The 26,151-nt window shown below is 62.4% G+C and carries 15 protein-coding genes and 1 riboswitch; of the genes, 7 read left to right on the forward strand and 8 right to left on the reverse strand.

The window, feature by feature from the left end; all coding sequences use genetic code 11:
- Nucleotide 1 precedes the first annotated feature (1 nt).
- Nucleotides 2-1,438, forward strand: a complete 1,437-nt coding sequence (locus ACP3TA_RS03605; protein WP_033644394.1) for a capsule assembly Wzi family protein — start codon at nucleotides 2-4, stop codon at nucleotides 1,436-1,438.
- A 61-nt stretch (nucleotides 1,439-1,499) separates the two neighbouring features.
- Here ACP3TA_RS03605 and pgi read toward each other — a convergent pair whose 3' ends face one another.
- Nucleotides 1,500-3,146, reverse strand: coding sequence for a glucose-6-phosphate isomerase (pgi, locus tag ACP3TA_RS03610; RefSeq protein ID WP_046687900.1), 1,647 nt, complete (start codon nucleotides 3,144-3,146; stop codon nucleotides 1,500-1,502).
- Nucleotides 3,147-3,375: 229 nt separating this feature from the next.
- Between pgi and ACP3TA_RS03615 the strand changes: the two genes are divergently transcribed.
- The 5 genes from ACP3TA_RS03615 (at nucleotide 3,376) to ACP3TA_RS03635 (ending at nucleotide 14,904) form a co-directional block, all read left to right on the forward strand.
- Nucleotides 3,376-5,184: a cation:proton antiporter gene (locus tag ACP3TA_RS03615; RefSeq protein WP_004936687.1), complete on the forward strand. Its 1,809-nt coding sequence runs from the start codon at nucleotides 3,376-3,378 to the stop codon at nucleotides 5,182-5,184.
- Nucleotides 5,185-5,236: 52 nt separating this feature from the next.
- Nucleotides 5,237-5,431: riboswitch (Lysine riboswitch) on the forward strand.
- A gap of 108 nt (nucleotides 5,432-5,539) precedes the next feature.
- Entirely contained in the window at nucleotides 5,540-6,907 is a 1,368-nt protein-coding gene (lysC, locus tag ACP3TA_RS03620) for a lysine-sensitive aspartokinase 3 (protein WP_033644389.1), read from the forward strand.
- A gap of 142 nt (nucleotides 6,908-7,049) precedes the next feature.
- Complete coding sequence (panS, locus tag ACP3TA_RS03625) at nucleotides 7,050-7,967, forward strand: ketopantoate/pantoate/pantothenate transporter PanS (RefSeq protein ID WP_046687901.1); 918 nt, start codon at nucleotides 7,050-7,052, stop codon at nucleotides 7,965-7,967.
- A 385-nt stretch (nucleotides 7,968-8,352) separates the two neighbouring features.
- Nucleotides 8,353-10,032 carry a ShlB/FhaC/HecB family hemolysin secretion/activation protein gene (locus ACP3TA_RS03630; protein ID WP_033644387.1) on the forward strand — a complete coding sequence of 560 codons (1,680 nt, stop codon included), beginning with the start codon at nucleotides 8,353-8,355 and terminating at the stop codon, nucleotides 10,030-10,032.
- Nucleotides 10,033-10,077: 45 nt separating this feature from the next.
- Complete coding sequence (locus ACP3TA_RS03635) at nucleotides 10,078-14,904, forward strand: hemagglutinin repeat-containing protein (protein ID WP_206196502.1); 4,827 nt, start codon at nucleotides 10,078-10,080, stop codon at nucleotides 14,902-14,904.
- A gap of 44 nt (nucleotides 14,905-14,948) precedes the next feature.
- Here ACP3TA_RS03635 and ACP3TA_RS03640 read toward each other — a convergent pair whose 3' ends face one another.
- The 6 genes from ACP3TA_RS03640 to ACP3TA_RS03665 form a co-directional block, all read right to left on the reverse strand.
- Nucleotides 14,949-16,598: a Na/Pi cotransporter family protein gene (locus ACP3TA_RS03640; RefSeq protein WP_033644385.1), complete on the reverse strand. Its 1,650-nt coding sequence runs from the start codon at nucleotides 16,596-16,598 to the stop codon at nucleotides 14,949-14,951.
- Nucleotides 16,599-16,805: 207 nt separating this feature from the next.
- The gene (locus ACP3TA_RS03645; RefSeq protein ID WP_033644384.1) at nucleotides 16,806-17,798 is read right to left on the reverse strand and encodes an ABC transporter ATP-binding protein; all 993 of its coding nucleotides are present in this window, start codon (nucleotides 17,796-17,798) and stop codon (nucleotides 16,806-16,808) included.
- A 4-nt stretch (nucleotides 17,799-17,802) separates the two neighbouring features.
- Complete coding sequence (locus ACP3TA_RS03650; RefSeq protein WP_033644383.1) at nucleotides 17,803-18,588, reverse strand: ABC transporter permease; 786 nt, start codon at nucleotides 18,586-18,588, stop codon at nucleotides 17,803-17,805.
- A 17-nt stretch (nucleotides 18,589-18,605) separates the two neighbouring features.
- Nucleotides 18,606-19,451: an ABC transporter permease gene (locus ACP3TA_RS03655; RefSeq protein ID WP_089195241.1), complete on the reverse strand. Its 846-nt coding sequence runs from the start codon at nucleotides 19,449-19,451 to the stop codon at nucleotides 18,606-18,608.
- Nucleotides 19,448-20,257 carry an alkaline phosphatase family protein gene (locus ACP3TA_RS03660; protein WP_044030312.1) on the reverse strand — a complete coding sequence of 270 codons (810 nt, stop codon included), beginning with the start codon at nucleotides 20,255-20,257 and terminating at the stop codon, nucleotides 19,448-19,450. Before ACP3TA_RS03660 ends, ACP3TA_RS03655 begins: the two co-directional genes overlap by 4 nt.
- An 11-nt stretch (nucleotides 20,258-20,268) precedes the next feature.
- The gene (locus ACP3TA_RS03665; protein ID WP_033631954.1) at nucleotides 20,269-21,330 is read right to left on the reverse strand and encodes an ABC transporter substrate-binding protein; all 1,062 of its coding nucleotides are present in this window, start codon (nucleotides 21,328-21,330) and stop codon (nucleotides 20,269-20,271) included.
- Between the two features lie 193 nt (nucleotides 21,331-21,523).
- On the opposite strand from ACP3TA_RS03665, the gene ACP3TA_RS03670 reads away from it, so the two are divergent.
- Nucleotides 21,524-22,234, forward strand: coding sequence for a UTRA domain-containing protein (locus ACP3TA_RS03670; RefSeq protein ID WP_047573483.1), 711 nt, complete (start codon nucleotides 21,524-21,526; stop codon nucleotides 22,232-22,234).
- A gap of 38 nt (nucleotides 22,235-22,272) precedes the next feature.
- Here ACP3TA_RS03670 and metH read toward each other — a convergent pair whose 3' ends face one another.
- Nucleotides 22,273-25,968: a methionine synthase gene (gene metH, locus ACP3TA_RS03675; protein ID WP_206196501.1), complete on the reverse strand. Its 3,696-nt coding sequence runs from the start codon at nucleotides 25,966-25,968 to the stop codon at nucleotides 22,273-22,275.
- Nucleotides 25,969-26,151: the final 183 nt, after the last annotated feature.

Below are 26,151 nucleotides of genomic sequence, written 5' to 3' on the forward strand. Positions count from 1 at the left end.
TATGCGCGCTAAACTTAACGGACTGGTCGCTGCGGGCCTGTTTACCTGTGCATTGTCCGGTCACGCCGCCGGCTTGGTAGCCCCTGACAACGATCTGCGTAACGATCTCGCCTGGTTGTCTGACCGCGGCGTCATCAACGTCAGCCTGTCCACCTGGCCGCTGAGTCAGGAAGAGATCAGTTCCGTTATCGCGCAGGCCAAACCGGTCACCAATACCGAGAAAAACGTCATCGACCGCGTGCAACGCCGCGTTGACGCCCTGAAAGCCAACATCCGCGTCAGCGGTTACGCCTCGACCGATAAACCCGGCACCCCGCAGGGCTTCGGCCAAAACGAGTACGCCGACGATCGCCTGACCATCGGCGCCGGCGCCAACGGCGAGTTCTGGGACGTGCGTCTGCAAGGCTCGGTGGAAGGCGACCAGCGCGTCAGCGATGGCTCCAAATTCAATATGAACGGCTCCTACGGCGCGGTGAAAATCTGGAACCAATGGCTCTCCTTCGGCGAGGTCTCCCAGTGGTGGGGCCCGGGTTACGACGGCAGCCTGATCCGCTCCGATGCCGCGCGCCCGGTCGCCGGCTTTATGCTGCAGCGCGCCGACCAATCGCCGTTTGAAACGCCGTGGCTGTCGTGGATCGGCCGCTGGCAATACCAGTTGTCCGCCGGCCAGCTGTCGCAGTATAGTTCTGTACCGCACACCAAACTGATCGGCGGCCGTTTCACCATGATGCCGACCGACTTCCTGGAATTAGGGGCATCGCGCATCATGATGTGGGGTGGTGAAGGCCGTCCGCAGTCATGGAGCTCGTTCTGGGATGGTTTTACCGGTAAAGATAACGATGATTCAGGTAAAGGCAACGATCCGGGCAACCAGCTGGCCGGTTTCGACTTCAAGCTGAAAATGCAGCCTTTGATCGGCCTGCCGGTCAGCCTGTACGGTCAGTTGGTGGGCGAAGATGAAGCGGGCTATCTGCCGTCGCAAAATACCTATCTGCTCGGTCTGGAAGGCCACCCGGAATGGGGCCCGACCACCATCAACTGGTATATCGAAGGGTCAGACACCCGTTCGGATATGAGCCGTAAAAACTATGTGTACACTCACTACACTTACAAAGGCGGCTACTACCAACAGGGTTACCCGTTGGGCCACGCGATGGGCGGCGACGGCCAGATGCTGTCCGGCCGCGTCGAGCTGGTGCTGGACGACAGCCAGCGTTGGAGCACCCGCGTGGTTTACGCCAAGGTGAACCCACTGAGCCAAAGCATCAACCAGGCGTTCCCGAAATCCGATACGCTGAAGGGCATTCAGCTCGGCTGGGGTTACACCTTCCCGTCTCAAGTTAAGTTCGACACCAGTCTGTGGTACACCGACAACGATCACAGCACCGCCGATGACGTGGGCGCCGGCGTCAGCTTCGAAGTGCCGATCAACCTGTAACTTTTCGCAGACGTAAAAAAACCCGCCGCGGCGGGTTTTTTTATTGGCTCAGATCAGGCGATTAGCGCCATTCCTTGAAGCGGTTGATCAGCGCATTGGTCGAGCTGTCGTGGCTGCTGATTTTCTCGTTGCCCGCCAGTTCCGGCAGGATGCGGTTGGCCAGCTGTTTGCCCAACTCCACGCCCCACTGATCGAAGGTGAAGATGTTCAGGATTGCGCCCTGGGTGAAAATCTTGTGCTCGTACAACGCAATCAGGCTGCCCAGGCTGAACGGGGTGATTTCACGCAGCAGGATCGAGTTGGTCGGACGGTTGCCTTCAAACACTTTGAACGGCGCCACGTGTTTGACCTGCTCAGGGGTTTTACCCTGCGCCGCGAACTCGGCTTCCACCGTCTCCAGCGACTTGCCGAACGCCAGCGCTTCGGTCTGGGCGAAGAAGTTGGACAGCAGTTTGGCGTGGTGATCGCCCAGCGGGTTATGGCTGATGGCCGGCGCGATGAAATCGCACGGCACCAGCTTGGTGCCCTGGTGGATCAGCTGGTAGAACGCATGCTGGCCGTTGGTGCCCGGCTCGCCCCAGATGATCGGGCCGGTCTGGTAATCCACCGGATTGCCGTTGCGATCGACGTACTTGCCGTTGGATTCCATGTTGCCCTGCTGGAAGTAAGCGGCAAAACGGTGCATGTACTGATCGTACGGCAGAATGGCTTCGGTTTCGGCGCCGAAGAAGTTGTTGTACCAAATACCGATCAGCGCCAGCAGCACCGGCAGGTTTTTCTCCGCCGGCGTTTCGGCGAAGTGCTTATCCATGGCGTGCGCGCCGCTCAGCAGCTGCTCGAAGTTGTCGTAACCGATGGACAACGCGATCGACAGACCGATCGCCGACCACAGCGAGTAACGGCCGCCGACCCAGTCCCAGAATTCGAACATGTTGTCGGTATCGATGCCGAACTCGGCCACCGCTTTGCCGTTGGTGGACAACGCAGCGAAGTGCTTGGCCACGTGTTGTTGATCGACGGCGCTGCTCAGGAACCAGTCGCGCGCGCTGTGGGCGTTGGTCATGGTTTCCTGAGTGGTGAAGGTTTTGGACGCCACCAGGAACAGCGTGGTTTCCGGGTTCAGCGGCTGCAGCGTTTCGGCGATGTGGGTGCCGTCAACGTTGGAGACGAAGTGCATGTTCAGGTGGTTTTTATAAGGGCGCAGCGCTTCGGTCACCATGTAAGGGCCGAGATCCGAACCGCCGATGCCGATGTTCACCACGTCGGTGATCGGCTTGCCGGTGTAGCCTTTCCACTCGCCGCCGATGACGCGCGCGCAGAACTGTTTGATCTTGGCCAGCACCGCGTTCACTTCCGGCATCACGTCTTTGCCGTCGACCAGGATCGGGCTGTTGCTGCGGTTGCGCAGGGCAATGTGCAGCACCGCGCGATCTTCGGTGCGGTTGATCTTCTCACCGGCGAACATCGATTTGATGGCGCCTTGCAGATCGGTTTCTTTCGCCAACGCCTGCAGCTTCTCCAGGGTTTCCTGCGTGATGCGGTTCTTGGAATAGTCCACCAACATTTGATCGTTGAAGGTCGCGGAGAACCTGGAGAAACGATCGCTGTCCTCGGCGAACAGGTCGGCGATCCGTACGTCTTTCATCTGTGCATAATGTTGCTGCAGGGCTTGCCAAGCAGCGGTTTGACTAGGATTGATATTTTTCATAGCAACACTCTTAGGCTTGAGAATAAAAATGACGCGTTTGTCCGATTGTAGCCTGTTCGACTGTGATTATGATCGCTTTTCTTGCGATAGGCGCTAACTGTCAACGCATTGCCGCCTCGTTTCAGCTTTCACTCTATACTTTTGGCTAACGGCCTGTTATCGGGGTTGCCGAATTGTCATCAGGCTGTGTCATCGTCGCTTATTTCGTCATTTGAAAGGGATCTCGCTTATGGAATTATCCGCCCCACTCATGTTGGTGCTTATCGGCCTGGCGTCGCTGCTGGCGCAGTGGCTGGCCTGGCTGCTGCGCCTGCCGGCCATCTTGCCGCTGCTGCTGTTCGGCATCGTGCTCGGCCCGACGGTGCATCTGGTGCAGCCGGATCTGCTGTTTGGCGATCTGCTGTTTCCGCTGGTGTCACTGTCGGTGGCGATCATCCTGTTCGAAGGGGCGCTGACGCTGCGTTTCGAGGAAATTCGCGGCCTTGGCGGCGTGGTGCGCAATCTGGTCACCGTCGGCATGCTGGTCACCTTTCTGGTCATCAGCCTCGCCAGCTGGTGGCTGCTGGATTTCCCGCCGGAGCTGGCGGCGTTGATCGGCGCGGTGACGGTGGTGACCGGGCCGACGGTGATCGCCCCGCTGATGCGCGTGGTGCGGCCGAACGCCAATATCAACCAGGTGCTGCGCTGGGAAGGGATCGTCATCGATCCGGTCGGCGCCATCTTCACCCTGCTGGTGTTCGAGTTCATCGTGCTGAAGCAGAATGCGGAATCCTATACCCACCTGTTTTGGACGCTGGGCGTGACCGCCGCCGTCGGCCTGATCGCCGGCGCGCTGTTCGGCTACCTGCTCGGCCTGGCGCTGCGCCGCGTCTGGCTGCCGCGCTACCTGCAGAACCTGGCGGTGCTGGCGATCATGCTGACCGCCTTCGGCGTTTCCAACGCCATCGCCGACGAATCCGGTTTGCTGACCGTCACGGTCATGGGCATCTGGCTGGCCAACATGCGCGACGTGGATACCAGCGATATTCTGGCGTTCAAAGAGGAGCTGTCGGCGATCCTGATCTCGGCGCTGTTCATCATTCTGGCGGCGCGGCTCGACATCCAGGCGCTGTGGAACATGGGCTGGCCGCTGCTGCTGCTGCTGCTGGCGGTGCAGTTCATCGCCCGGCCGCTGTGCATCGCGGTGTCGACCTGGCGCTCTTCCCTGCACTGGCGCGATCGGCTGCTGCTGTGCTGGATCGCCCCGCGCGGCATCGTCGCCGCGGCGGTCAGCTCGCTGTTCGCGCTGACGCTGCAGCGCAGCGGCTATCAGGGCGCCGACCGGCTGGTGACCGTGGTGTTCGCCATCATCATCGGCACCGTGGTGTTGCAAAGCCTGACCAGCGGCATGATGGCGCGCTGGCTGCGGGTGCAGCAGCAGAAACCGCGCGGCGTGCTGATCGTCGGCGCCAACAGCGTGGCGCGCATGCTGGCGCAGGCGCTGATCAAGCTGAACGTGCCGGTGATCGTCACCGACAGCAGCTGGGAATACTACCGTCAGGCGCGCATGGACGGCATTCCGGCCTACTATGGCCACGCCTACTCCGAACACGCCGAGAACTATCTCGATCTGAGCAATATCGCCCAGGTGCTGGCGCTGTCGCCCAATCGTCACCAAAACGCGCTGGCCGTCTATCACTTCGGCCACCTCTTCGGCGAGGATCACGTGTTCGCCATTCGTTCGGGGGCGCCGTTGAAAGGGCGCGGCGCCAGCGCGGAAAGTTCGCGTTTCCGCCGGCACGAAATTTTATTTAATCAGGAAGCCACCTACGGCCGTCTGAGCAGCCTGCTCGCCAGGGGGGCCACCATCAAAGCGACCAAATTGAACGAAAATTTCGGTTGGTTGGAGTATTTGGAAAAACATCAGGGCGTTATCCCGTTATTCAGCCAAAAGGAAGACGGTTCTCTGCAACCGATTGGCGCCGGTTCCACGCCTGCGATGCCCTGTACGCTTATCGCGCTGGTGCAAGATGAAAATCCCTCACCGTCTGTACGTTGACAGAATGACGATAACCGGCTATTCCTAACAGCCTACTTGCGCACCCGGTGCGCAAGCCAGAAGAGGCGCGTCGCCCAGGTAGAGTGTCAGAGGAGCCGTTTCTCCGTTGACGGCACCCGAGGGGGAGCGACGCCGAGGTAGGGTAATGGCCGGCCATTATCGTATCGACTACAGGGGCTGAATCCCCTGGGTTGTCACCAGGGGATCGCCCGCAGGGCGATCGACAAGGTGGGGCGCTTCTGGGTGTATCGTAGCCTGACCTCTACGCCTGCCCCCTGTTTACCGCTCTCCCCTTGTGCCAAGGCTATGGAATTACAGTGCCCCCAAACGGGCATCCCTGACACGAGGTTTCTACATGAACCAAGCAGTACCCCAGAATTCCACCGTGGTAGCCAAGTTCGGCGGCACCAGCGTCGCCGACTTTGAAGCCATGAACCGCAGCGCCGACGTCGTGCTGGCCAACCCGCAGGTCCGCCTGGTGGTGTTGTCCGCCTCGGCGGGCGTCACCAACCTGCTGGTCGCCCTGGCCGAAGGTTGCGAGGCCGAGAAGCGCAACTACCAGCTTGATGAAATTCGTCGCATCCAGTACGCCATCCTCGATCGCCTCGCGGCACCTGCGGTGATCCGCGACGAGATAGACCGCCTGCTGGAAAACATCGCCATGCTGTCGGAGGCCGCGTCGCTGGCCACCTCGACGGCGTTGACCGACGAGCTGGTCAGCCATGGGGAGCTGATGTCCACCCTGCTGTTCGTTGAAATCCTGCGCGCCCGCAACGTGCAGGCCGAATGGTTCGACGTGCGTAAAGTGATGCGCACCGACGATCACTTCGGCCGCGCCGTGCCGGACAGCGCCGCGCTCAGCGAACTGGCGCAGGCGCAGCTGCAGCCGCGTCTGCAAGAGGCGCTGGTGGTCACCCAGGGCTTTATCGGCAGCGAACCGAAAGGCCGCACCACCACGCTCGGCCGCGGCGGCAGCGACTATACCGCCGCGCTGCTCGGCGAGGCGCTCGGCGTCGGCCGGGTGGATATCTGGACCGACGTGCCGGGCATCTACACCACCGATCCGCGCGTGGTGCCGGCAGCCAAGCGCATCGATAAAATCGGTTTCGAAGAGGCGGCGGAAATGGCCACCTTCGGCGCCAAAGTGCTGCATCCGGCCACCCTGCTGCCGGCAGTGCGCAGCGATATTCCGGTGTTCGTCGGCTCCAGCAAGGATCCGGCGGCCGGCGGCACGCTGGTGTGCAACACCACCGAAAACCCGCCGCTGTTCCGCGCGCTGGCGCTGCGCCGCAAGCAAACGCTGCTGACGCTGCACAGCCTGAACATGCTGCACGCGCGCGGCTTCCTGGCCGAGGTGTTCAACATTCTGGCGCGCCACAATATCTCCGTCGATCTGATCACCACCTCGGAAGTCAGCATCGCGCTGACCATGGACACCACCGGCGCCACCTCCGTCGGCGGCAGCCTGCTGACCACCTCGCTGTTGACCGAGCTGTCGTCGCTGTGCCGGGTGGAAGTGGAAGAAAACCTGGCGCTGGTGGCGATCATCGGCAACCAGCTGTCGCGGGCCTGCGGCGTGGGCAAAGAGGTGTTCGGCGTGCTCGATCCGTTCAACATCCGCCTGATCTGCTACGGCGCCAGCAGCTATAACCTGTGCTTCCTGGTGCCGGGCGAAGAAGCCGAGCAGGTGGTGCGCACCCTGCACCACAACCTGTTCGAATAAGTCATTATCCCTGATTGCGGGCGCAGCATGCTGCGCCCCTGCGTCTAAAAAATCCGTTCAAAACCGGCAGGGGTTCAGCTTGTTGAACCCGCAAAAAACACAACCACCCCCACCGTTCTCAATCTGGCTAAGGAAAACCTGCATGCTGGCAATACTCACGCGCTTATTCCCCCTCTGGGCGATACTGCTGTCCGTCGCCGCCTATTACACGCCGAGCACCTTTACCGGCATCGGCCCCTACGTCAGCCCGCTGCTGATGCTGATCATGTTCGCCATGGGCGTTACGCTGCGGCTCGACGACTTCAAACGCGTGCTGGCGCGCCCCGGCCCGGTGGCGGCAGGCATCTTCCTGCATTATCTGATCATGCCGCTGGCGGCCTGGATCCTGGCGATGCTGTTCCGCATGCCGCCGGATCTGTCCGCCGGCATGGTGCTGGTGGGCAGCGTGGCCAGCGGCACCGCGTCCAACGTGATGATCTACCTGGCCAAGGGAGACGTGGCGCTGTCGGTGACCATCTCGGCAGTTTCGACGCTGGTGGGGGTGTTCGCCACGCCGCTGTTGACCCGCCTGTACGTCGATGCCGAAATCAGCGTCGATATCATGGGCATGCTGCTCAGCATCCTGCAGATCGTGGTGATCCCGATCGGCCTGGGCCTGATCGTCCACCATACCCTGACCAAAGCGGTGAAGCGCATTGAGCCGCTGCTGCCGGCGCTGTCGATGGTGTGCATCCTGGCGATCATCAGCGCGGTGGTGGCGGGCAGCCAAAGCCACATCGCCTCGGTCGGCCTGGTGGTGATCGTCGCGGTGATCCTGCACAACGGCATCGGTCTGTTGAGCGGCTACTGGGGCGGCAAGCTGTTCGGCTTCGACGAATCCACCTGCCGCACGCTGGCGATTGAAGTCGGCATGCAGAACTCCGGGCTGGCGGCCACGCTGGGCAAAATCTACTTCTCGCCGCTGGCCGCGCTGCCGGGCGCGCTGTTCTCGGTTTGGCACAATCTCTCCGGCTCGCTGCTGGCGGGTTATTGGTCTGGACGCCCCATCAAGAAAAAATAAACCGCCTGCGGGGACGCAAACAATTGCGTCCCCGTTCTTCTCTGCGAAATTTCGTATTTCCCACTGGTCGGATTGTCATAATTCCCCCCATCCTCTATCATCCGTGAAAAATAAAAATTCAGATTCTTCCTATCCATGCCGATAATGTTGGCAAGGGGGAGAGATGCTCCACTTTTTTTAATTAATTAAGTCACCAGGGTTGCCCGCCAAAAAAGAAGCAGCCTAATTATTATTTAGATCTATACCCACCGTCTTATTTGCTGCGGCAAATCGAGATACCTCGCAATGTGCATGTCGCTCATTATTTCGGGCCGGCCGTCGGTCGCCCGTGGTTAACCTCATGGATTGGGCTGGCTGCCCCGGCAGCCTCTCATAATGGATTACAATGATAAAAAAAATCACCGCCTTGATGCTGCTGGTCAGCACGGCCCTTTCCGCTGAAACCCTGCCGGATGCCCACATGATGCGGGATATGTCGATGGGGGAATCACGCCGCGCGCTGCAAGACAGCACGCGTGAAGTCAACCAGCTGATTGAACAGCGCCGCTATCAGCAACTGAAGCAACAGCGCCTGCTGGCGGAGCCGGAACCGGCCGCGCCCGCCCTGCCGCAATCCGCGCAGTGCCTGCCGATCGCCGGCGTTTACCTGCAAGGCATTACCCTGCTCTCGCCGGCCGATTTGTCGGCCCTGAGCGCGCTGCCGGAAAACTGCATCAGCAGCAACGATATCAATCGCCTGACCCGCGAATTAACGCGCCTTTATGTGCAAAAAGGCTATATCACCGCGCGCGTGCAAATTGTTCGCCCTAATTCGCAGGGGGAATTGGGGCTGAGCGTGACCGAAGGATTTATCGAGAAAATAGAAGGCGGCGATCGCTGGGTCAACAGCCGATTATTATTTCCTGGGTTGGAAGGCAAGCCGCTGAAATTAACCGAACTCGATCAAGGATTGGATCAGGCCAATCGTTTGCAATCGAATACCACCAAGCTGGATATATTACCCGGCCGCCAGGTTGGCGGTTCGGTCATTCGTTTGCGCAATCAGCACGCCAAGCCCTGGCTGATTACCGCCGGCACGGATAATTACGGCCAGAAAAGCACCGGCCAGTGGCTGGCGCGCGCCACCGCCACGCTGGACAGCCCGTTCGGCCTGTCGGACTTCGTCAGCCTGAACGCCAACAGCACCTTGGAAAACCCGGCTCACCGCTACAATCGCGCCTACACCCTGCTCTATTCGCTGCCGTACGGCGCGTTCACCTTCAGCGGGTTCGCCAGCTTCTCGTCCTATGAGAACCACCAGCAGCTGCCGCACAACGTGGTCAAACTGCACGGTCAGACTCAACAGTACGGGCTGCGCAGCGACTACGTGTTTTATCGCGACCACGATCAGATAGACAGCCTGAGCGGCCAGTTGACCTACAAGCGCATCGACAACTACTTCGAAAGCGTGCGTCTTGAGGTCAGCAGCCCAACGCTGACCCTGGCCGAGCTGAGCGCCAGCCACCTGCAAATTCTGCCCCATGGGGTATTCAGCGCCAACCTCAGCGTCGAGCAGGGCCTGCCCTGGCTGGGCGCCGATCGCCACCCGAGTTCGGTGCACCTCGACAGTCAATTCACCAAGGGCAAGCTGTTCGCCAACCTGAGCCAGCGCCTCAAGCTGGGTGACGCCACCTATCAGCTCAACAACCTGTTCTACGGCCAATACAGCCGCGACCCGCTGCCCGGCGTGGAGTGGCTTAGCCTTACCGATCGCAGCGCCGTGCGCGGCTTCAGCCGCAGCACCCAGTCCGGCGACAACGGCTGGTATCTGCAGAACACGCTGTCGCGCAGCTTCAATTTAGGCGCCGCCACGCTGACGCCGCGCCTTGGCGCCGACGTCGGCCGCATTCTGCCGCGTCAGGACAACTCGGGCTGGCGCAGCAGCGCCGGGGTGAGCAGCGGCGCCACGTTACGCTACCGGCAGGCGCTGGTCGATCTGGAGGTCAGCCGCGGCTGGATTTTGTCGAACCACGCCACGCCTGAAGATCCCGTTCAGGTGCTGGCGCGCTTTTCTTACACCTTTTAATCAGCAGTTTTGCAGGACCCCACGGCAATATACGGAGATACATGGATGAAAAATAATAACTTCAGACTTTCGGCGGCAGGCAAACTGGCCGCCGCGCTGGCGATAATTCTCGCCGCTTCCGCCGGCGCCTACGCCGGTGAGATCGTCGCGGCCAACGGCGCCAACGGCCCCGGCGTTTCCACCGCCGCCACCGGCGCGCAGGTGGTCGACATCGTCGCGCCGAACGGTAACGGGCTGTCGCACAACCAGTATCAGGACTTCAACGTCAACCAGCCCGGCGCGGTGCTGAACAACTCCCGCGAGGCGGGACTGTCGCAGCTGGCCGGCCAACTGGGCGCCAACCCCAATCTGGGCGGGCGCGAAGCCAGCGTCATCCTCAACGAAGTGATCGGCCGTAACCCTTCTCTGCTGCACGGCCAGCAAGAGATCTTCGGCATGGCGGCCGACTACGTGCTGGCCAACCCGAACGGCATCAGCTGCCAGGGCTGCGGGTTCATCAATACCAGCCGCTCCTCGCTGGTGGTCGGCAATCCGCTGGTGGAGAACGGCCTGCTGCAGGGCTACAGCACCCTGGATAACCGCAATACCCTGAGCCTCAACGGTACCCTGAACGCCGGCGGCGTGCTGGATCTGATCGCACCGAAGATAGACAGCCGCGGTGACGTGATCGTACAAGACTTCACCCACCGCAACGGCAGCGTAACCCCGGCAGCGATCAACGCCATCAGCGGCCATAACCGCGTGGCGCGCGACGGCAAGGTGCTGGCCAGCGTGCAGCCGACCACCGCGCTGGACAGCTACTACCTCGGCAGCATGCAGGCCGGGCGCATCAACATCATCAACACCGCGCAAGGCAGCGGCGTGAAGCTGGCGGGCACGCTGGCCGCCCGCGACGATCTCAAGGTGAAGGCCTACGATATTCGCAGCGAAAGCCGCGTTGACGACGCCAGCAGCAACCGCAACGGCGGCGACAACTACCAGAACTACCGCGGCGGCATCTACGTCAACGACCGCAGCAGCAGCCAGAAGCTGACCCGCACCGAGCTGAAAGGCAAGAACATCAGCCTGGTGGCGGATAACCACGCGCACCTCACCGCCACCGATATTCGCGGCGAAGACATCACGCTGCAGGGCGGCAAGCTGACGCTCGACGGCCAGCAACTGAAACAGACCCAGGGCCACACCGACGACCGCTGGTTCTACTCCTGGCAATACGACGTCACCCGTGAGCGCGAGCAGCAGCAGCAGGCAGGCAGCACCGTCGCCGCCAGCGGCAGCGCCAAACTCGTCAGTACCCGGGAAGACGTGAACCTGTTGGGCGCCAACGTCAGCGCCGATCGGGCGCTGAGCGTCAAGGCGGCGCGCGACGTGCACCTCGCCGGGCTGGTGGAGAAGGATAAGTCCACCGAACGCGGCTATCAGCGCAATCACACTTCCAGCCTGCGCACCGGCAGCTGGAGCAGCAGCGACGAAAGCGAAAGCCTGAAGGCCAGCGAACTGCGTAGCCAGGGCGAACTGACGTTGAAAGCCGGTCGCAATGTCTCTACTCAGGGCGCCAAGGTCCATGCCCAGCGCGATCTGACGATCGACGCAGATAACCAAATCCAGATCGGGGTGCAGAAAACCGCCAACGCCAAAGCGGTGCGCGATGACAAAACCTCCTGGGGCGGCATCGGCGGCGGCGACAACAAGAACAACAGCAACCGCCGCGAAGTCAGCCACGCTTCCGAACTGACCAGCGGCGGCACCCTGCGCCTGAACGGCCAGCAGGGCGTCACCATCACCGGCAGCAAGGCGCGCGGCCAGAAAGGTGGCGAAGTCACCGCCACCCACGGCGGCCTGCGCATCGACAACGCGCTGAGCACCACCGTGGACAAAATCGACGCGCGCACCGGCACCGTGTTCAACATCACCAGCAGCTCGCACAAGGCAGACAACAGCTACCAGAGCAGTACCGCCAGCGAACTGAAGTCCGACACCAACCTGAAGCTGGTCAGCCGTAAGGATACCGACGTGATCGGCAGCCAGGTCGCCAGCGGCGGCGAACTGAACGTCACCTCACAGACCGGCAACATCAACGTCAAGGCCGCCGAGCAGCAGCAGAACATCGACGAGCAGAAGACCGCGCTTACCGTCAACGGCTACGCCAAAGAAGCCGGCGACAAGCAATACCGCGCCGGTGTACGCATCGAACACACCCGCGACAGCGAGAAAACTACCCGCACCGAGAATCGTGGCGCCACCCTCAGCGGCGGCAGCGTGAAGCTCGAAGCGGATAAGGACGTGACCTTCAGCGGCTCCAAATTGGTCGCCGACAAAGGCGACGCCAGCGTCAGCGGCAATAAGGTTTCGTTCCTGGCGGCCGACGACAAAACCACCTCGAACACCGAGCAGACCAAGGTCGGCGGCGGTTTCTACTACACCGGCGGCATCGACAAGCTCGGCAGCGGCGTAGAGGCCGGTTACGAGAACAGCAAAACGCAGGCGCAGAGCAGCAAGGCAGTCACCTCCGGCAGCGACGTCAAAGGCAACCTGACTGTCAACGCCCGTGACAAGCTGACCCAGCAAGGCGCACAGCACAGCGTCGGCGGCGCCTATCAAGAAAACGCCGCGGACGTCGATCACCTGGCCGCTGCCGACACCACCAGCAGCACCACCACCAAAACCGACGTCGGCGTGAACATCGGCGCCAACGTCGATTACAGCGCCGTGACCCGTCCGGTCGAACGCGCGGTCGGCAAGGCGGCCAAGCTGGACGCCACCGGCGTCATCAACGACATCGGCGGCATCGGCGCGCCTAACGTCGGCCTGGATATCGGCGCACAGGGCGGCAGCAGCGAAAAACGCAGCAGCAGCTCGCAGGCGGTGGTCAGCTCGGTGAAAGCCGGCAGCATCGGCATCAACGCCAAAGGCGAAGTGCGCGATCAGGGCACGCAATATCAGGCGAGCAAAGGCGCGGTCACGCTGACGGCGGACAGCCACCGCAGCGAAGCCGCGACAAATAGCCAGGAAGAGCAGAACCGCGATACCCGCGGCAGCGCCGGCGTACGCGTCTACACCTCCACCGGCAGCGATCTGACCGTGGACGCCAAGGGCGAAGGCGGCACCCAGCGCAGCAACAGCAGCGCCAGCCAGGCGGTGACCGGCTCGATCGACGCGGCCAACGGCATCAACGTCAACGTGAAAAAAGACGCGGTCTATCAGGGTACCGCGCTAAACGGCGGCAGCGGTAAAACCGCCGTCAACGCCGGCGGCGATATCCGCCTTGATCAGGCCAGCGACAAGCAGAGCGAAAGCCACAGCGGCTTTAACGTCAAAGCCTCCGCCAAGGGCGGTTTCACCGCCGACAGTAAAAACTTCGGCGCCGGGTTCGGCGGCGGCACCCACAACGGCGAAAGCAGCAGCAGCACCGCGCAGGTCGGCAACGTCAGTGGCCAACAGGGCGTTGAGCTGAAGGCGGGCCGCGATCTGACGCTGCAGGGCACCAACGTCAAGAGCCAGGGCGACGTCAGCCTGAGCGCGGGTAACAAGGTCGCACTGCAGGCGGCGGAATCGACCCAAACGCGTAAGGAAAGCAAGCTGTCCGGCAATATCGATCTGGGCGCCGGCAGCAGCGACAGCAAGGAAAAAACCGGCGGCAACCTCTCCGCCGGCGGCGCCTTCGACATCGCCAAGGTGAATGAGTCCACGACCGAGCGTCAGGGCGCCACTATCGCCTCAGACGGCAAGGTCACCCTGTCCGCCAACGGCAAAGGCGATGACGCGCTGCATCTGCAGGGCGCCAAAGTCAGCGGCGGCAGCGCCGCGCTCGAGGCGAAAAACGGCGGCATCCTGCTGGAGTCCGCCAAAAACGAGCAGCATAAGGACAACTGGAGCCTGGGCATCAAAGCCAACGCCAAAGGCGGCCAAACCTTCAACAAGGACGCCGGCGGCAAGGTCGACCCGAACACTGGCAAAGATACCCACACGCTGGGCGCCGGTCTGAAGGTCGGCGTGGAACAGCAGGATAAAACCATCCACGCCAACACCGGCATCACCGCGGGCGACGTGGCGATCAACAGCGGCAAAGACACCCGTCTCGCCGGGGCGCGCGTCGATGCCGACAGCGTACAAGGCAAGGTGGGCGGCAATCTGCACGTTGAAAGCCGCAAAGACGTTGAGAACGGTGTGAAGGTCGATGTGGATGCCGGCCTGAGCCACAGCAACGATCCGGGCAGCAGCATCACCTCCAAGCTGTCGAAGGTCGGCACGCCGCGTTACGCCGGTAAGGTGAAAGAGAAACTGGAGGCCGGAGTGAACAAAGTGGCCGACGCCACCACCGACAAGTACAACAGCGTGGCGCGTCGCCTCGATCCGCAGCACGACACCACCGGCGCGGTCAGCTTCAGCAAGGCCGACGGCAAAGTCACGCTGCCGGCAACGCCGGCCGGTGAAAAACCGCAAGGCCCGCTGTGGGATCGCGGCGCACGCACCGTCGGCGGCGCGGTGAAAGACAGCATCACCGGGCCGGCCGGTCGCCAGGGGCACCTCAAGGTCAATGCCGACGTGGTGAACAACAACGCGGTTGGCGAGCAGTCGGCGATTACCGGCAAGAACGGCGTGGCGCTGCAGGTCGGCGGCCAAACCCAACTGACCGGCGGCGAGATCCGCAGCCAGCAGGGCAAGGTGGAACTGGGCGGCGGCAAGGTCAGCCAGCAGGACGTCAGCGGCCAGCGCTATCAGGGCGGCGGCCGCGTCGATGCGGCCGCCACGATCGGCGGGCTGCTAGGCGGCGCGGCGAAGCAAAGCGTCGACGGCAACGTGCCGTTCGCCAGCGGCCATGCTTCAACTCAGCAAGCGGACGCCAAAGCCGGGGTGTTCAGCGGCAAATAACGTGCCCCAACGCAACGCCCCCGGTTAAAACCGGGGGCGTTTTTTTACAGCGTGCTCGGGGTGTCTTCCCAGTCGCGATCGTCGTCCTTAGCATCCTGATCCAACACGTTGTAAGCCACGGCGCAGAACAGCGAGTTCAGGCGCTTCATGTCCCCCAACAATCCCAAATGCAACGAACTGGTCTCGATGCTCTGCACGTTTTGCTGGTGCAAACGATCGACGTGCGCGTGCGCGTAGCGGCGATCCAGAATGCGGAAACGGTGCTTGGAACGGCGCAGGCGCTTGGCGCTGGTGACGTCGCCGGACAGGAACACCGACAGCCCCAGGCGCAGATTGCCGATCAGCCGTTCGTGCAGCCCGTCCAGCTCCGCCAACCCTTCCGCCGAGAAGGCGCGGCGCGCGGCGTGCGACTTGGCGCCCACGTCGCCGGCCATGCGCTCGATGATGTCGCCCGCCTGTTCCAGGTTGAGCGCCATTTCGATGATCTCCGCCCAGCGGCGCGAGTCTTCCTCGCCCAGATCTTCCTTCTGGATCTGCGCCAGATACAGCTTGATGGCGGTGTACAGCACGTCGACGTCATCGTCGAGGCGCCGCACCTCTTTATCGACCCCCTGCTTACCGTGCAGCACCTCACGTTGCAGGATCATCATGTGTTCCACCACGTCGCCCATGCGCAGCGTTTCGCGCGCCGCGTTGGCCAACGCCAGCGTCGGCGTGTCCAGCGCGCTGGCGTCCAGATGGCGCGGCCGCATGCGCGGATCGTCGGCCGCTTCGTCGACGATCAGCCGTTCGCACAGCGTCGCCATCGGCCCGGCCAGCGGGATCATCACCAGGCAGCGGATCAGGTTGTAGAACACGTGGAAATAGATCACCAGCTCTTCGCTGCCGCCCGGCAGTTGAGCCATCAAATCCGCCAGATAGGAGACGAACGGCAGCACCAGTATGCAGCCCACCAGCTTGAACAGCAGGCTGCCGAGCGCCACGCGCCGCCCCGCGGCGTTCTGGCCGCTGGCGTTGATCATCGCCAGCAGGCCGCTGCCGAGGTTGGCGCCGATCACCAGACAGAGCGCCACCTTCAGCGAAATCACGCCGGATGCGGTCAGAGTGGCGGTCAGCAGTACCGCCGCCAGGCTGGAATAGCTGACGATAGCGAACAGCGCGCCGGTCAGGGCATCCAGCATCACGTCGCCGGTCAGCGACGAGAACAGCACTTTCACCCCGGCCGCCTGGGTGATCGGCGTGGCGGCGGCGACGATCAGCTCCAGCGCCAGCACGATCAGCCCAAGGCCGATCAGGACGCGTCCGATCTGGCCGATCCGCATTTGCTTGCGGCTGAGGAACAGGAAGACGCCGACCAGGATCAGCAGCGGCGACAGCCAGGAAAGATCGAAGGTCAGCACGCGCGCCATCAGCGCGGTGCCGACGTCGGCGCCCAGCATGATCACCAGCGCAGGCGCCAGCCCCACCAGCCCCTGCGCGACGAAAGAGGTCACCAGCAGCGCGGTGGCGTTGCTGCTTTGCACCAGCGCGGTCACGCCGATGCCGGAAACGAACGCCAGCGGTTTTTTCTCAACGCTGTCGCTCAACACGCGCCGCAGATTGGCGCCGTAAACCCGCATGATCCCGGTGCGCACGATGTGGGTGCCCCACACCAACAGCGCCACGGACGAAAGCAGGTGAAGAAGGGTCAGCACGGAAGATACGCTCCATTAACGCCCGGCCAAAGGAGGCTGATACCCGATGCTTGTCACGCGACGCAGAGAGGCGAGCCAAAGGATGACGGATACAGCGCGCGGTCCCGCCTGCCGGGCGTGGGTCTGGCAGGACAGCGGGCGGGCGGCAGACCGCAGAAGAGAAGGGTTAATGCGGCGGCGGGAAGGCCCCGGCGCCGCGCTGCGAAGTCATGCAACTTCCCGCAATACAACAGGTTCCAAGTGTAGCCCAATTTCCGCGCCGTCGGGCCGCAGGTCGGCCACCGAACGGTTGAGCACGTCAACCAGCAATTCTACCTCGCAAACCTGAATCCGATACCGTACCACATTCCCGAGCAAACTGTGACCCAGGATCACCCCGCCGATCCCCTGTCCGGCCGGCAACAGGCCGATCGATTCGGGGCGGATCGCCACCTTGCCGACATAGCTGCGCCCGGTCAAGCGGCCGGCCTGTTCGGCGCTCAGCAGGTTGTAGTTGCCGATAAACCCGGCGGCGAAGGCATCCGCCGGCTGGGTATACAGGGTTTCCGCATCGCCGCTCTGCACGATCTGCCCCTTGTTCATCAGCACGATGCGATCCGACAGGGTCAGCGCCTCTTCCTGATCGTGGGTGACGAAGATCGCCGTCAGGTTCAGCTCGCGCTGAATGCGCCGGATCTGCTCGCGCAGGTGTTTGCGAATACGCGCATCCAGCGCCGACAGCGGTTCGTCGAGCAGCAGCAGACGCGGGCGAGTGACCAGCGATCGCGCCAACGCTACGCGCTGACACTGGCCGCCCGACAGCTGATGCGGATAGCGCTTCGCCAGATCGGTCAGCTCCACCAGCGCCAGCGCCTCCTGCACCCGCTGGCCGATCTGTCCGGCCGCCAGCTTCTGCATTTTCAGGCCGAAGGCCACGTTGCCTTCCACCGTCATATTGGGAAACAGCGCATAACTTTGAAACACCATGCCGATGCCGCGCTTTTGCGGCGCCAGCGGCACCAGATCCTGGCCCTGCAGCAAAATTTGCCCGCTGTCGACCGGGGTCAGGCCGGCCAGACAGCGCAGCAGCGTCGATTTGCCGCAGCCGCTAGGCCCCAGCAGGGTGACGAACTCCCCCTCTTCGGCGGTGAAATCGATATCCTGAAACACCTGGGTCTGGCCATAGTGTTTGTTCAGGCGGGTGACGTTGAGATAAGCCATCGGGTTAGCCCTTGTTTTTATTCAGCAGGTTCGCCAGCCAGGTGACGAGCAGCACCACGGCGAAATAGGAGATGACCAGTGCGCTGGTAAAGTGCCCGCTGCCGTTGCGCATATTGAACAGATAGACCTGCAGCGTTTCATACTGGCTGCCTACCAGCAGGTTGGCGAACACGAACTCGCCGATCAGGAACGAAAACGACAGCAGCACGGCGATCGTTCCGCCCTTGCGCAGGTTCGGCAGCACCACCCACAGCGCCGCCTGCCAGGTGCTGGCGCCGAGCAGGTGCGCGGCGTCCATCAGATCGCGCAGGTTGATCGCCTGCATGTTGTTGCTGATGGCGCGGTAGATAAACGGCAGCGCGATGGTGAAATAGCAGCCCACCAAAATCCAGGGGGTGCCGAGCAGCGGCAGCGGATCGGCGGCGAACAGCTGCATCAGCCCCACCGCCGACACCACCGGCGGCACGGCGAACGGCAGCAGGATCAGCACGTTCATCACCGCGTCCAGCTTGGGGAAGTAGTAAGCGATCACAAACATCGCCGGCAGGATCACCACCACTGACAGCAGCAACGTGCCAAAGCAGATCAACAGCGAGTGCCACAGCGCCAGCAAAAAGCGCGAATCGCTCCACAGCGCCGTCAGCCACTTCAGGGTAAAACCGTCCGGCAAAATGGTGGCGCCCCACTGGGTAGCCAGCGCGTAAACCAGCGTCGCCGCCAGCGGCAGCAGCAGAATCAACAGCAGCAGGCCGGTCACCGTGCGGTGGTACAGGCGTTCAACACGCGACATGAGCATTCTCCATCCGATTATGAGCGCGCATTGAGGTAACTCCTGCGCAGCATCCATTGGTGGATCACCGTGATAAACGCCATCATCGCCACCAGCAGTATCGCCAGCGCGCTGGCCAGGTTCGGATCGAGGGAGATGTCCCCCGCCACCAGCGCTGAGATGCGGATCGGGATCACGTTGAAGTTGCCGGTGGTCAGCGCGTACACCGTGGCGTAGGCGCCCAGCGCGTTGGCCAGCAGGATGACGAAGGTGCCCATCAGCGCCGGCGCCAACACCGGCAGGCCGATATGCCGCCAGTAGCGCCAGGGGCCGGCGCCGAGCAGCGCCGCCGACTCGCGCCAATCGGCGCGCAGCGCATCGAACGCCGGATACAGCAACAGCACGCCCAACGGGATCTGGAAGTAGGTATACAGCACGATCAGGCCGCTCTTGGAATAGAGGTTGAAGCTCTCCATCAAACCGTATTTGCGCAGCAGCAGCGTCAGGCAGCCGTTCAACCCCAACAGAATGACGAAGGCGAACGCCAGCGGCACCCCGGCGAAGTTGCTGGTCATGTTGGTGAACGACATCACGAAGTCATGAAAGCGGGTCTGGCCGAGCTGGCGAAGTGAGTAACTGCCCACTAATGCAATCAGCAAGCCGTAGACGCTCGACCACAGCGAGATCTCCAGCGAGAACTGAAAGGCCTGCAGGTAGAACGGCGACGTGAGGATATCGACATAGTTGCCCCATCCCCAGCCGCTGCTCTCGCTGAAAAAGCTGTGAACCGCGATCCACACCAGCGGGGCGATCTGAAACGCGCCGAACAGCACGATAAACGGCAGCAGGCACAGCGCGGCGATCCATTTGGTTTTGCTGTTCATCGCGCATCCTGCGCCAGCAGCGCCCGACAGCGCGGCTTGTCGTGCGGCGCCTGCAACAGATCGCAGATCGTGCCGCACAGCTCGGTTTGCTGCGGATCGGCGTCGTCCAGGCTGAAGCCCGCGCCGAACACGAACAGCGGCACCTGGCGCTCTTCCGGCAACACCCCGCCGTGGCTGCGATCGTCGTTCATGCCGTGGTCGGCGGTAACCAGCACCTGATAACCGGCCGCCAGCCACTCGGGCAGGTAGCGCGACAGCGAGCCGTCGGCGCGGCGCGCCGCGTTGCGGTACTGCGGCGAAGAGAGGCCGAAGCGGTGCCCGGCGTCGTCGATGTTCATCGGGTGGATCAGCAGAAAATCCGGCTGATGACGCTGGCGCAGACTTTCGGCGTCGTCGAACAGATGGCTGTCGGGATAGCCGTCGTCGTAATAAAAATGCCCGTGCTGGATCGGCAGCTCGGGGGCGTCGGTATGGCGGTCGCGCGCGGCATCGAACGGCGTGCGGTTATACAATTCGCTGAACCAATGGTACGCGGCGGCGGCGGTGCTCAGCCCGGCGGCGCGCGCGTAATGAAACACGCTTTGTTGATGAGAAAGGCGCGAGACGTGGTTGTGCACCACGCCGCTCTCCACCGGCGTGACGCCGGTGAGGATGCATTCATACAGCGGCCGGGAGAGCGAGGGCAACTCGCTCTCCAGCAGGTACAACCGCCCGCGTCCCGCCGCACATTCGGCCTGCAGATACCCCATGGCGTCGTGCGCCACCCGGTAGTTGAGGCCGTCCAGCAGCACGAGGATCGTTTTCATGGTGCGTTAACTCACTGCTGCATAAACATAATGACGTTTTCCTGCCACAGGCGCGGCAGCGCTTTGGCGCTCTGTTCCCAGGCCGCCGGATCGGCGATCGGGTGCGCATTCTTGTACTGCTCGGCCGGCAGCAGCTTGGCCTTGACGTCGTCCGGCAGCGTCAGATGTTCGGCGCGGATCGGGCGGGCATAGCCGCGCGCCAGGTTGATCTGGCCGGCGTCGGAGAAGATGTATTCGCGCGCCAGCTTGGCGGCGTTCGGGTGCTTGGCGTATTTATTGATGATGGTGGTGTAGCCGGAGGTGATCGAGCCGTCCGACGGGATCAGCACTTCAAAACGGGTTTTGTCGATCTGATCGCGGTAGTTCAGGCCGTTGAAGTCCCACACCACGCCAACCTGCACTTCCCCTTTCTCCAGTGATGCGATCACCGGGTTACTCAGGCTCAGGCGGCCGGCCTTGGCCAGCTTGCCGAAGAATTCCAGGCCCGGCTTGAGGTTTTTCTCGTTGCCGCCCATGGCGTAGGTGGCCGCCAGCACGCCGCTGGCCGCCTGCGACGCGGTACCGACGTCGCCGATGGTGACCTGATAGCTGCCCTTGAGCAGATCGGCCCAGCTGTGCGGGATGTCTTTCACCTGCTGCTTGTTGATGATGAAGGCGATGGTGCCGGTGTAAGCCAGCGCCCAGTGGCCGTCTTTGTCTTTCGCCCACTCCGGCACCTGATCCCAGGTAGACGGTTTGTACGGCTGCGTTACACCCTTCTGCACCGCCACCGGGCCAAAGGCCGCGCCGACGTCACCGATGTCCGCCGTGGCGTTGTTCTTTTCCGCATCAAATTTGGCGATCTCCTGCGCGGAGCTCATGTCGGTATCGACATGTTTCAGGCCGTACTTGCTCAACAGATCTTGCCAGGTGCCTTTCCAGTTGGCCCAGCTGTCCGGCATGCCGACGCTGTTGACTTCGCCTTCTTTCTTCGCGGCCTGCTCCAGCGCCGCCAAATCGGTATCCGCGGCCCAGCTCATCTGGCTGGATAACACGATGGCACTGGTTAACACAGAAGCGCACAAACGTTTCATAACTGATGCTCCAGGTGGTAGTGTGGGGATGGCTGGACTAGTCCAGCAAGGACCAAACCAATCTAACGGACGAATGTGATAATTATATGTCAGCTTAAAAAAGCGACAGTTTTATCACCCATTGCAACGGCGAAAACGCGACGCTGGTCTACCTTAAGGAAGGCCAAACGCACTGAAACGGGACACCCGCTGTATGAGTGAAGCACCGACGACCGTCGCCACCATCTGCCAAACGCTGAGCGCCCGCATCACCGCCGGCGAGTTCGCCGTAGGCGGCAAGCTGCCCTCCGAACGCGCCCTGAGCGAGCAATTCGCCACCACCCGCATTACCTTGCAGGAGGCGCTCGGCCAGTTGGAGGCGCAGGGCGTCATCTACCGCCAGGTGCGGCGCGGCTGGTTCATCTCGCCGCCACGTTTGATCTACAACCCGCTGCAGCGCAGCCATTTTCACGCCATGGCGCAGCAGCAGGGGCGCGCCGCGCATACCGAAGCGATCGACAGCGCGGTCGTCACGCTCGACGCGCCGCTGGCCGGCCGCCTGGCGCTGCCTCCCGGCGCGCAGGCCTATCGCATTCGCCGGCTGCGCTACATCGACGGACGCGCGGTGCTGTACTGCGAGCACTACCTCAATCCGGCCTATTTCCCCGGCATTCTGGACGAAGATCTGACCCAGTCGCTGACCGCGCTGTACGCCGCGCGCTACGGCATTCACTACGGCCGGGTGCGTTTCGACATGCTGCCCACCCTGCTGCCGCAGCAGGCCGCCGCCATGCTGAAGGTGACCTACGGCAGCCCGGCGCTGTTCATTACGCGGGTGAATCGCGATCAGCACGACAGGGTGATCGATTGTGACCTGGAGTATTGGCGGTACGACGCGCTGCACATCGATGTGGAAGCGCTGTAAATGACAAGGGCGCATCGCTGCGCCCTTAAAGAGGAAAGTCAGTCGGCGTCGTAGCCGAGGTTTGGCGCCAGCCAGCGCTCGACCTCGCTCACGCTCATCCCTTTACGCGCCGCGTAGTCTTCCACCTGATCGCGCTGGATCTGCGCCACCGCGAAGTACTTGCTCTCGGGGTGACTGAAGTACCAGCCGGATACCGCCGCCCCCGGCCACATGGCGAAGGACTCCGTCAGTTCCATACCGGTGTGGCGGTTGACGTCCAACAGCTGCCAGATGGTCGCTTTTTCGGTGTGCTCCGGGCAGGCCGGGTAGCCCGGCGCCGGCCGGATGCCCTGATAGTTTTCCCGGATCAGCTCCTCGTTGCTCAGGCTCTCGTCGGCGGCATAGCCCCAGTGCAGCTTGCGCACCTGTTCGTGCAGGTATTCGGCAAAAGCCTCCGCCAAACGATCCGCCAGCGCCTTGACCATGATTTTGTTGTAATCGTCGTGCTGCGCGTCGTACGCCGCCGCCAGCGCGTCTTCCTCCAGCCCGCCGGTCACCGCGAAGGCGCCGAAGTAGTCGGCTTTGCCGCTGCTTTTCGGCGCCACAAAGTCCGCCAGGCAGTAGTTCGGGAAGTCGGTTTTTTCCGTCTGTTGCCGCAAGTGGCGGCTCACCGCCAGCACCTCGTCACGCCGTTCGTCGCGGTATACCTCCACGTCGTCGCCGACGCGGTTGGCCGGGAACAGGCCGTAAACGCCGCGCGGGTTGAGGCTACGCTCGGCGGCCAACCGATCCAGCATCTGATTGGCGTCATGGAACAGGCGCTTGGCCTCTTCCCCCACCACCTCATCCTCGAGGATGCGCGGGTATTTGCCCGCCAGCGACCAGGTCATGAAGAACGGCGTCCAGTCGATATAGTGGCGCAGCGTCTCGATGCCGGCCGACACCGGAAACACGCCAAGCTGCCGCGGCGCCGGCGGCTGATAGTCGGCCCAGTTCAGCGCCATCGCGTTGGCGCGCGCCTTGTGCAAATCGACCGGCGGCGTGCGCGGCTTTTTGCGCGCGTGTTGAATGCGCACCGTTTCATACTCTTTGCGGGTGCGCGCCACGAACTCGTCGCGCTGGGTGGCGGACAGCAGCGCCGACACCACGCCCACGGTGCGCGAGGCGTTTTGCACGTAGGTGGTCGGGCCGCTGTAGTTCTGCTCGATTTTCACCGCGGTGTGCGCCTTGGAGGTGGTGGCGCCGCCGATCAGCAGCGGCAGCGTAAAGCCCTGGCGCTCCATCTCTTTGGCCACGTTGACCATCTCGTCGAGCGACGGCGTGATCAGCCCCGACAGGCCGATGATGTCGACATTCTCCTCGCGCGCGGTGCGCAGGATTTTCTCCGTCGGCACCATCACGCCAAGATCGACGATTTCATAGTTGTTGCACTGCAGCACCACGCCGACGATGTTCTTGCCGATGTCGTGCACGTCGCCTTTCACCGTCGCCAACAGGATTTTGCCCGCGGAGGTGCCTTGCTGCTTGCTGGCCTCGATGTACGGTTCCAGGTAGGCCACCGCCTGCTTCATCACGCGGGCGGATTTCACCACCTGCGGCAGGAACATCTTGCCCTCACCGAACAGATCGCCGACCACGTTCATCCCGGCCATCAGCGGCCCTTCGATCACTTCGATCGGGCGTTCGGCCTGCTGCCGCGCTTCTTCGGTGTCCAGTTCGATAAACTCGGTGATGCCCTTCACCAGCGAGTATTCCAGCCGCTTCTCCACCGGCCAGCCGCGCCATTCCGCCTGTTGCACCGCCGCTTCGCCGTCTTTGTTGCCGCGGTACTTTTCCGCCAGCTCCAGCAGGCGTTCGGTGCCGTCCTCGCGACGGTTGAGGATCACGTCTTCTACCGCCTCGCGCAGCTCGCCAGGCAGATCGTCGTAAATCGCCAGCTGCCCAGCGTTGACGATGCCCATGTCCATGCCGTTGCGAATGGCGTGATACAGGAATACCGCGTGGATCGCTTCACGCACCGGATCGTTGCCGCGGAACGAGAACGACACGTTGGACACCCCGCCGGAGATCATCGCGTGCGGCAGGTGGGTTTTGATGTCGGCGCAGGCTTCGATAAAGTCGACGGCGTAGTTGTTGTGCTCGTCGATGCCGGTGGCGACGGCGAAGATGTTCGGGTCGAAAATGATGTCTTCCGGCGGGAAACCGACGCGTTCGGTCAAAATTTTATAGGCGCGGCGACAGATCTCGAACTTGCGCTCGCGGGTGTCCGCCTGGCCCACTTCGTCGAACGCCATCACCACCACCGCGGCGCCATAGCGGCGCACCAGCCTGGCGTGGTGGATAAAGGCCTCTTCGCCCTCCTTCATCGAGATCGAGTTGACGATACCCTTGCCCTGAATGCACTTCAGGCCTTTCTCGATAACGGACCACTTGGAGGAGTCGATCATGATCGGCACCCGGGCGATATCCGGCTCGCCGGCGATCAGGTTGAGGAAGCGCACCATCGCCGCTTCGGCGTCGAGCATCCCCTCGTCCATGTTGATGTCGATGATCTGCGCGCCGCTCTCGACCTGCTGGCGCGCCACGTCGAGCGCCTCGTTGTATTTCTCTTCTTTGATCAAGCGTTTGAAACGCGCCGAGCCGGTGACGTTGGTGCGCTCGCCGACGTTGACGAACAGGGTGTTGCCGTCGATGGTCAACGGTTCCAGACCGGCCAGGCGGCAGGCGACCGGGATATCCGGCAGCCGGCGCGGCGGCACGCCCTCGACCGCCTTGGCCATCGCGGCGATATGTTCCGGCGTGGTGCCGCAGCAGCCGCCGATAATATTGAGGAAGCCGGCCTGCGCCCACTCCCCGACCTGGCGCGCCATCTCGGCCGCATCCAGATCGTACTCGCCGAAGGCGTTCGGCAAACCGGCGTTCGGGTGTGCGGTGACGTAGGTCTCCGAGATGCGCGCCAGCTCGGCAACGTACTGACGCAGCTCATCCGGCCCCAGGGCGCAGTTCAGGCCGAAGGTCAGCGGCTTGACGTGGCGCAGCGAATTGTAAAACGCTTCGGTGGTCTGGCCGGACAGGGTGCGGCCGGAAGCGTCGGTGATGGTGCCGGAAATCATGATCGGCAGTTCCACCCCCAGCGCTTCGAATTCGGTTTCCACCGCAAAAGCGGCGGCCTTGGCGTTCAGGGTGTCGAAGATGGTTTCGATCATGATCAGATCGACGCCGCCTTCCACCAGCGCGCGGGTCGATTCGCGGTAAGCCGCCACCAGTTCATCGAACGAGATGTTGCGGAACGCCGGATCGTTGACGTTCGGCGAGATGGACGCGGTGCGGTTGGTCGGCCCCAACACCCCGGCGACGTAGCGCGGTTTTTCCGGCGTGCGCGCCGTCCATTCGTCGGCGCAGGCGCGCGCCAGGCAGGCGGCCTGATAGTTAATCTCGGCGGACAGCGACTCCATATGGTAGTCGGCCATGGCGATGGAGGTGGAGTTGAAGGTATTGGTCTCAAGGATATCGGCGCCCGCCTCGAGATAGGCGTAATGAATGGCGGTGATCACTTCCGGCTTGGTCAGCACCAGCAGATCGTTATTGCCTTTCAGATCGCTGCGCCAGTCGGCGAAACGCTCACCGCGGAAATCGCGCTCATCCAGACGGTAGCTCTGGATCATGGTGCCCATGCCGCCGTCCAACACCAAAATGCGCTGCGCTAACTGGCGGCGCAGTTGTTCTACTCGATTCGTCACTGTAACCCCTTCCATTGCCATCCAGCCCATTGCTCAACTGCCGCAAAAACCAACGAGTCATCCTAGCACAGCTTGTAAGGACAAAGGGCCAGGCGACAATTGAGAGTTTTTCAGGTTGTGCGCCAACACCTCCGATGAGCTGACGGCGGCTTGCAATTCATCGACAAAAAACGAAAATGAATTCCATCATACGGAAAA

It is taken from the genome of Serratia sp. 2C06 (assembly GCF_050037615.1).
GTDB classification, from domain to species: Bacteria; Pseudomonadota; Gammaproteobacteria; order Enterobacterales; family Enterobacteriaceae; genus Serratia; species Serratia ureilytica.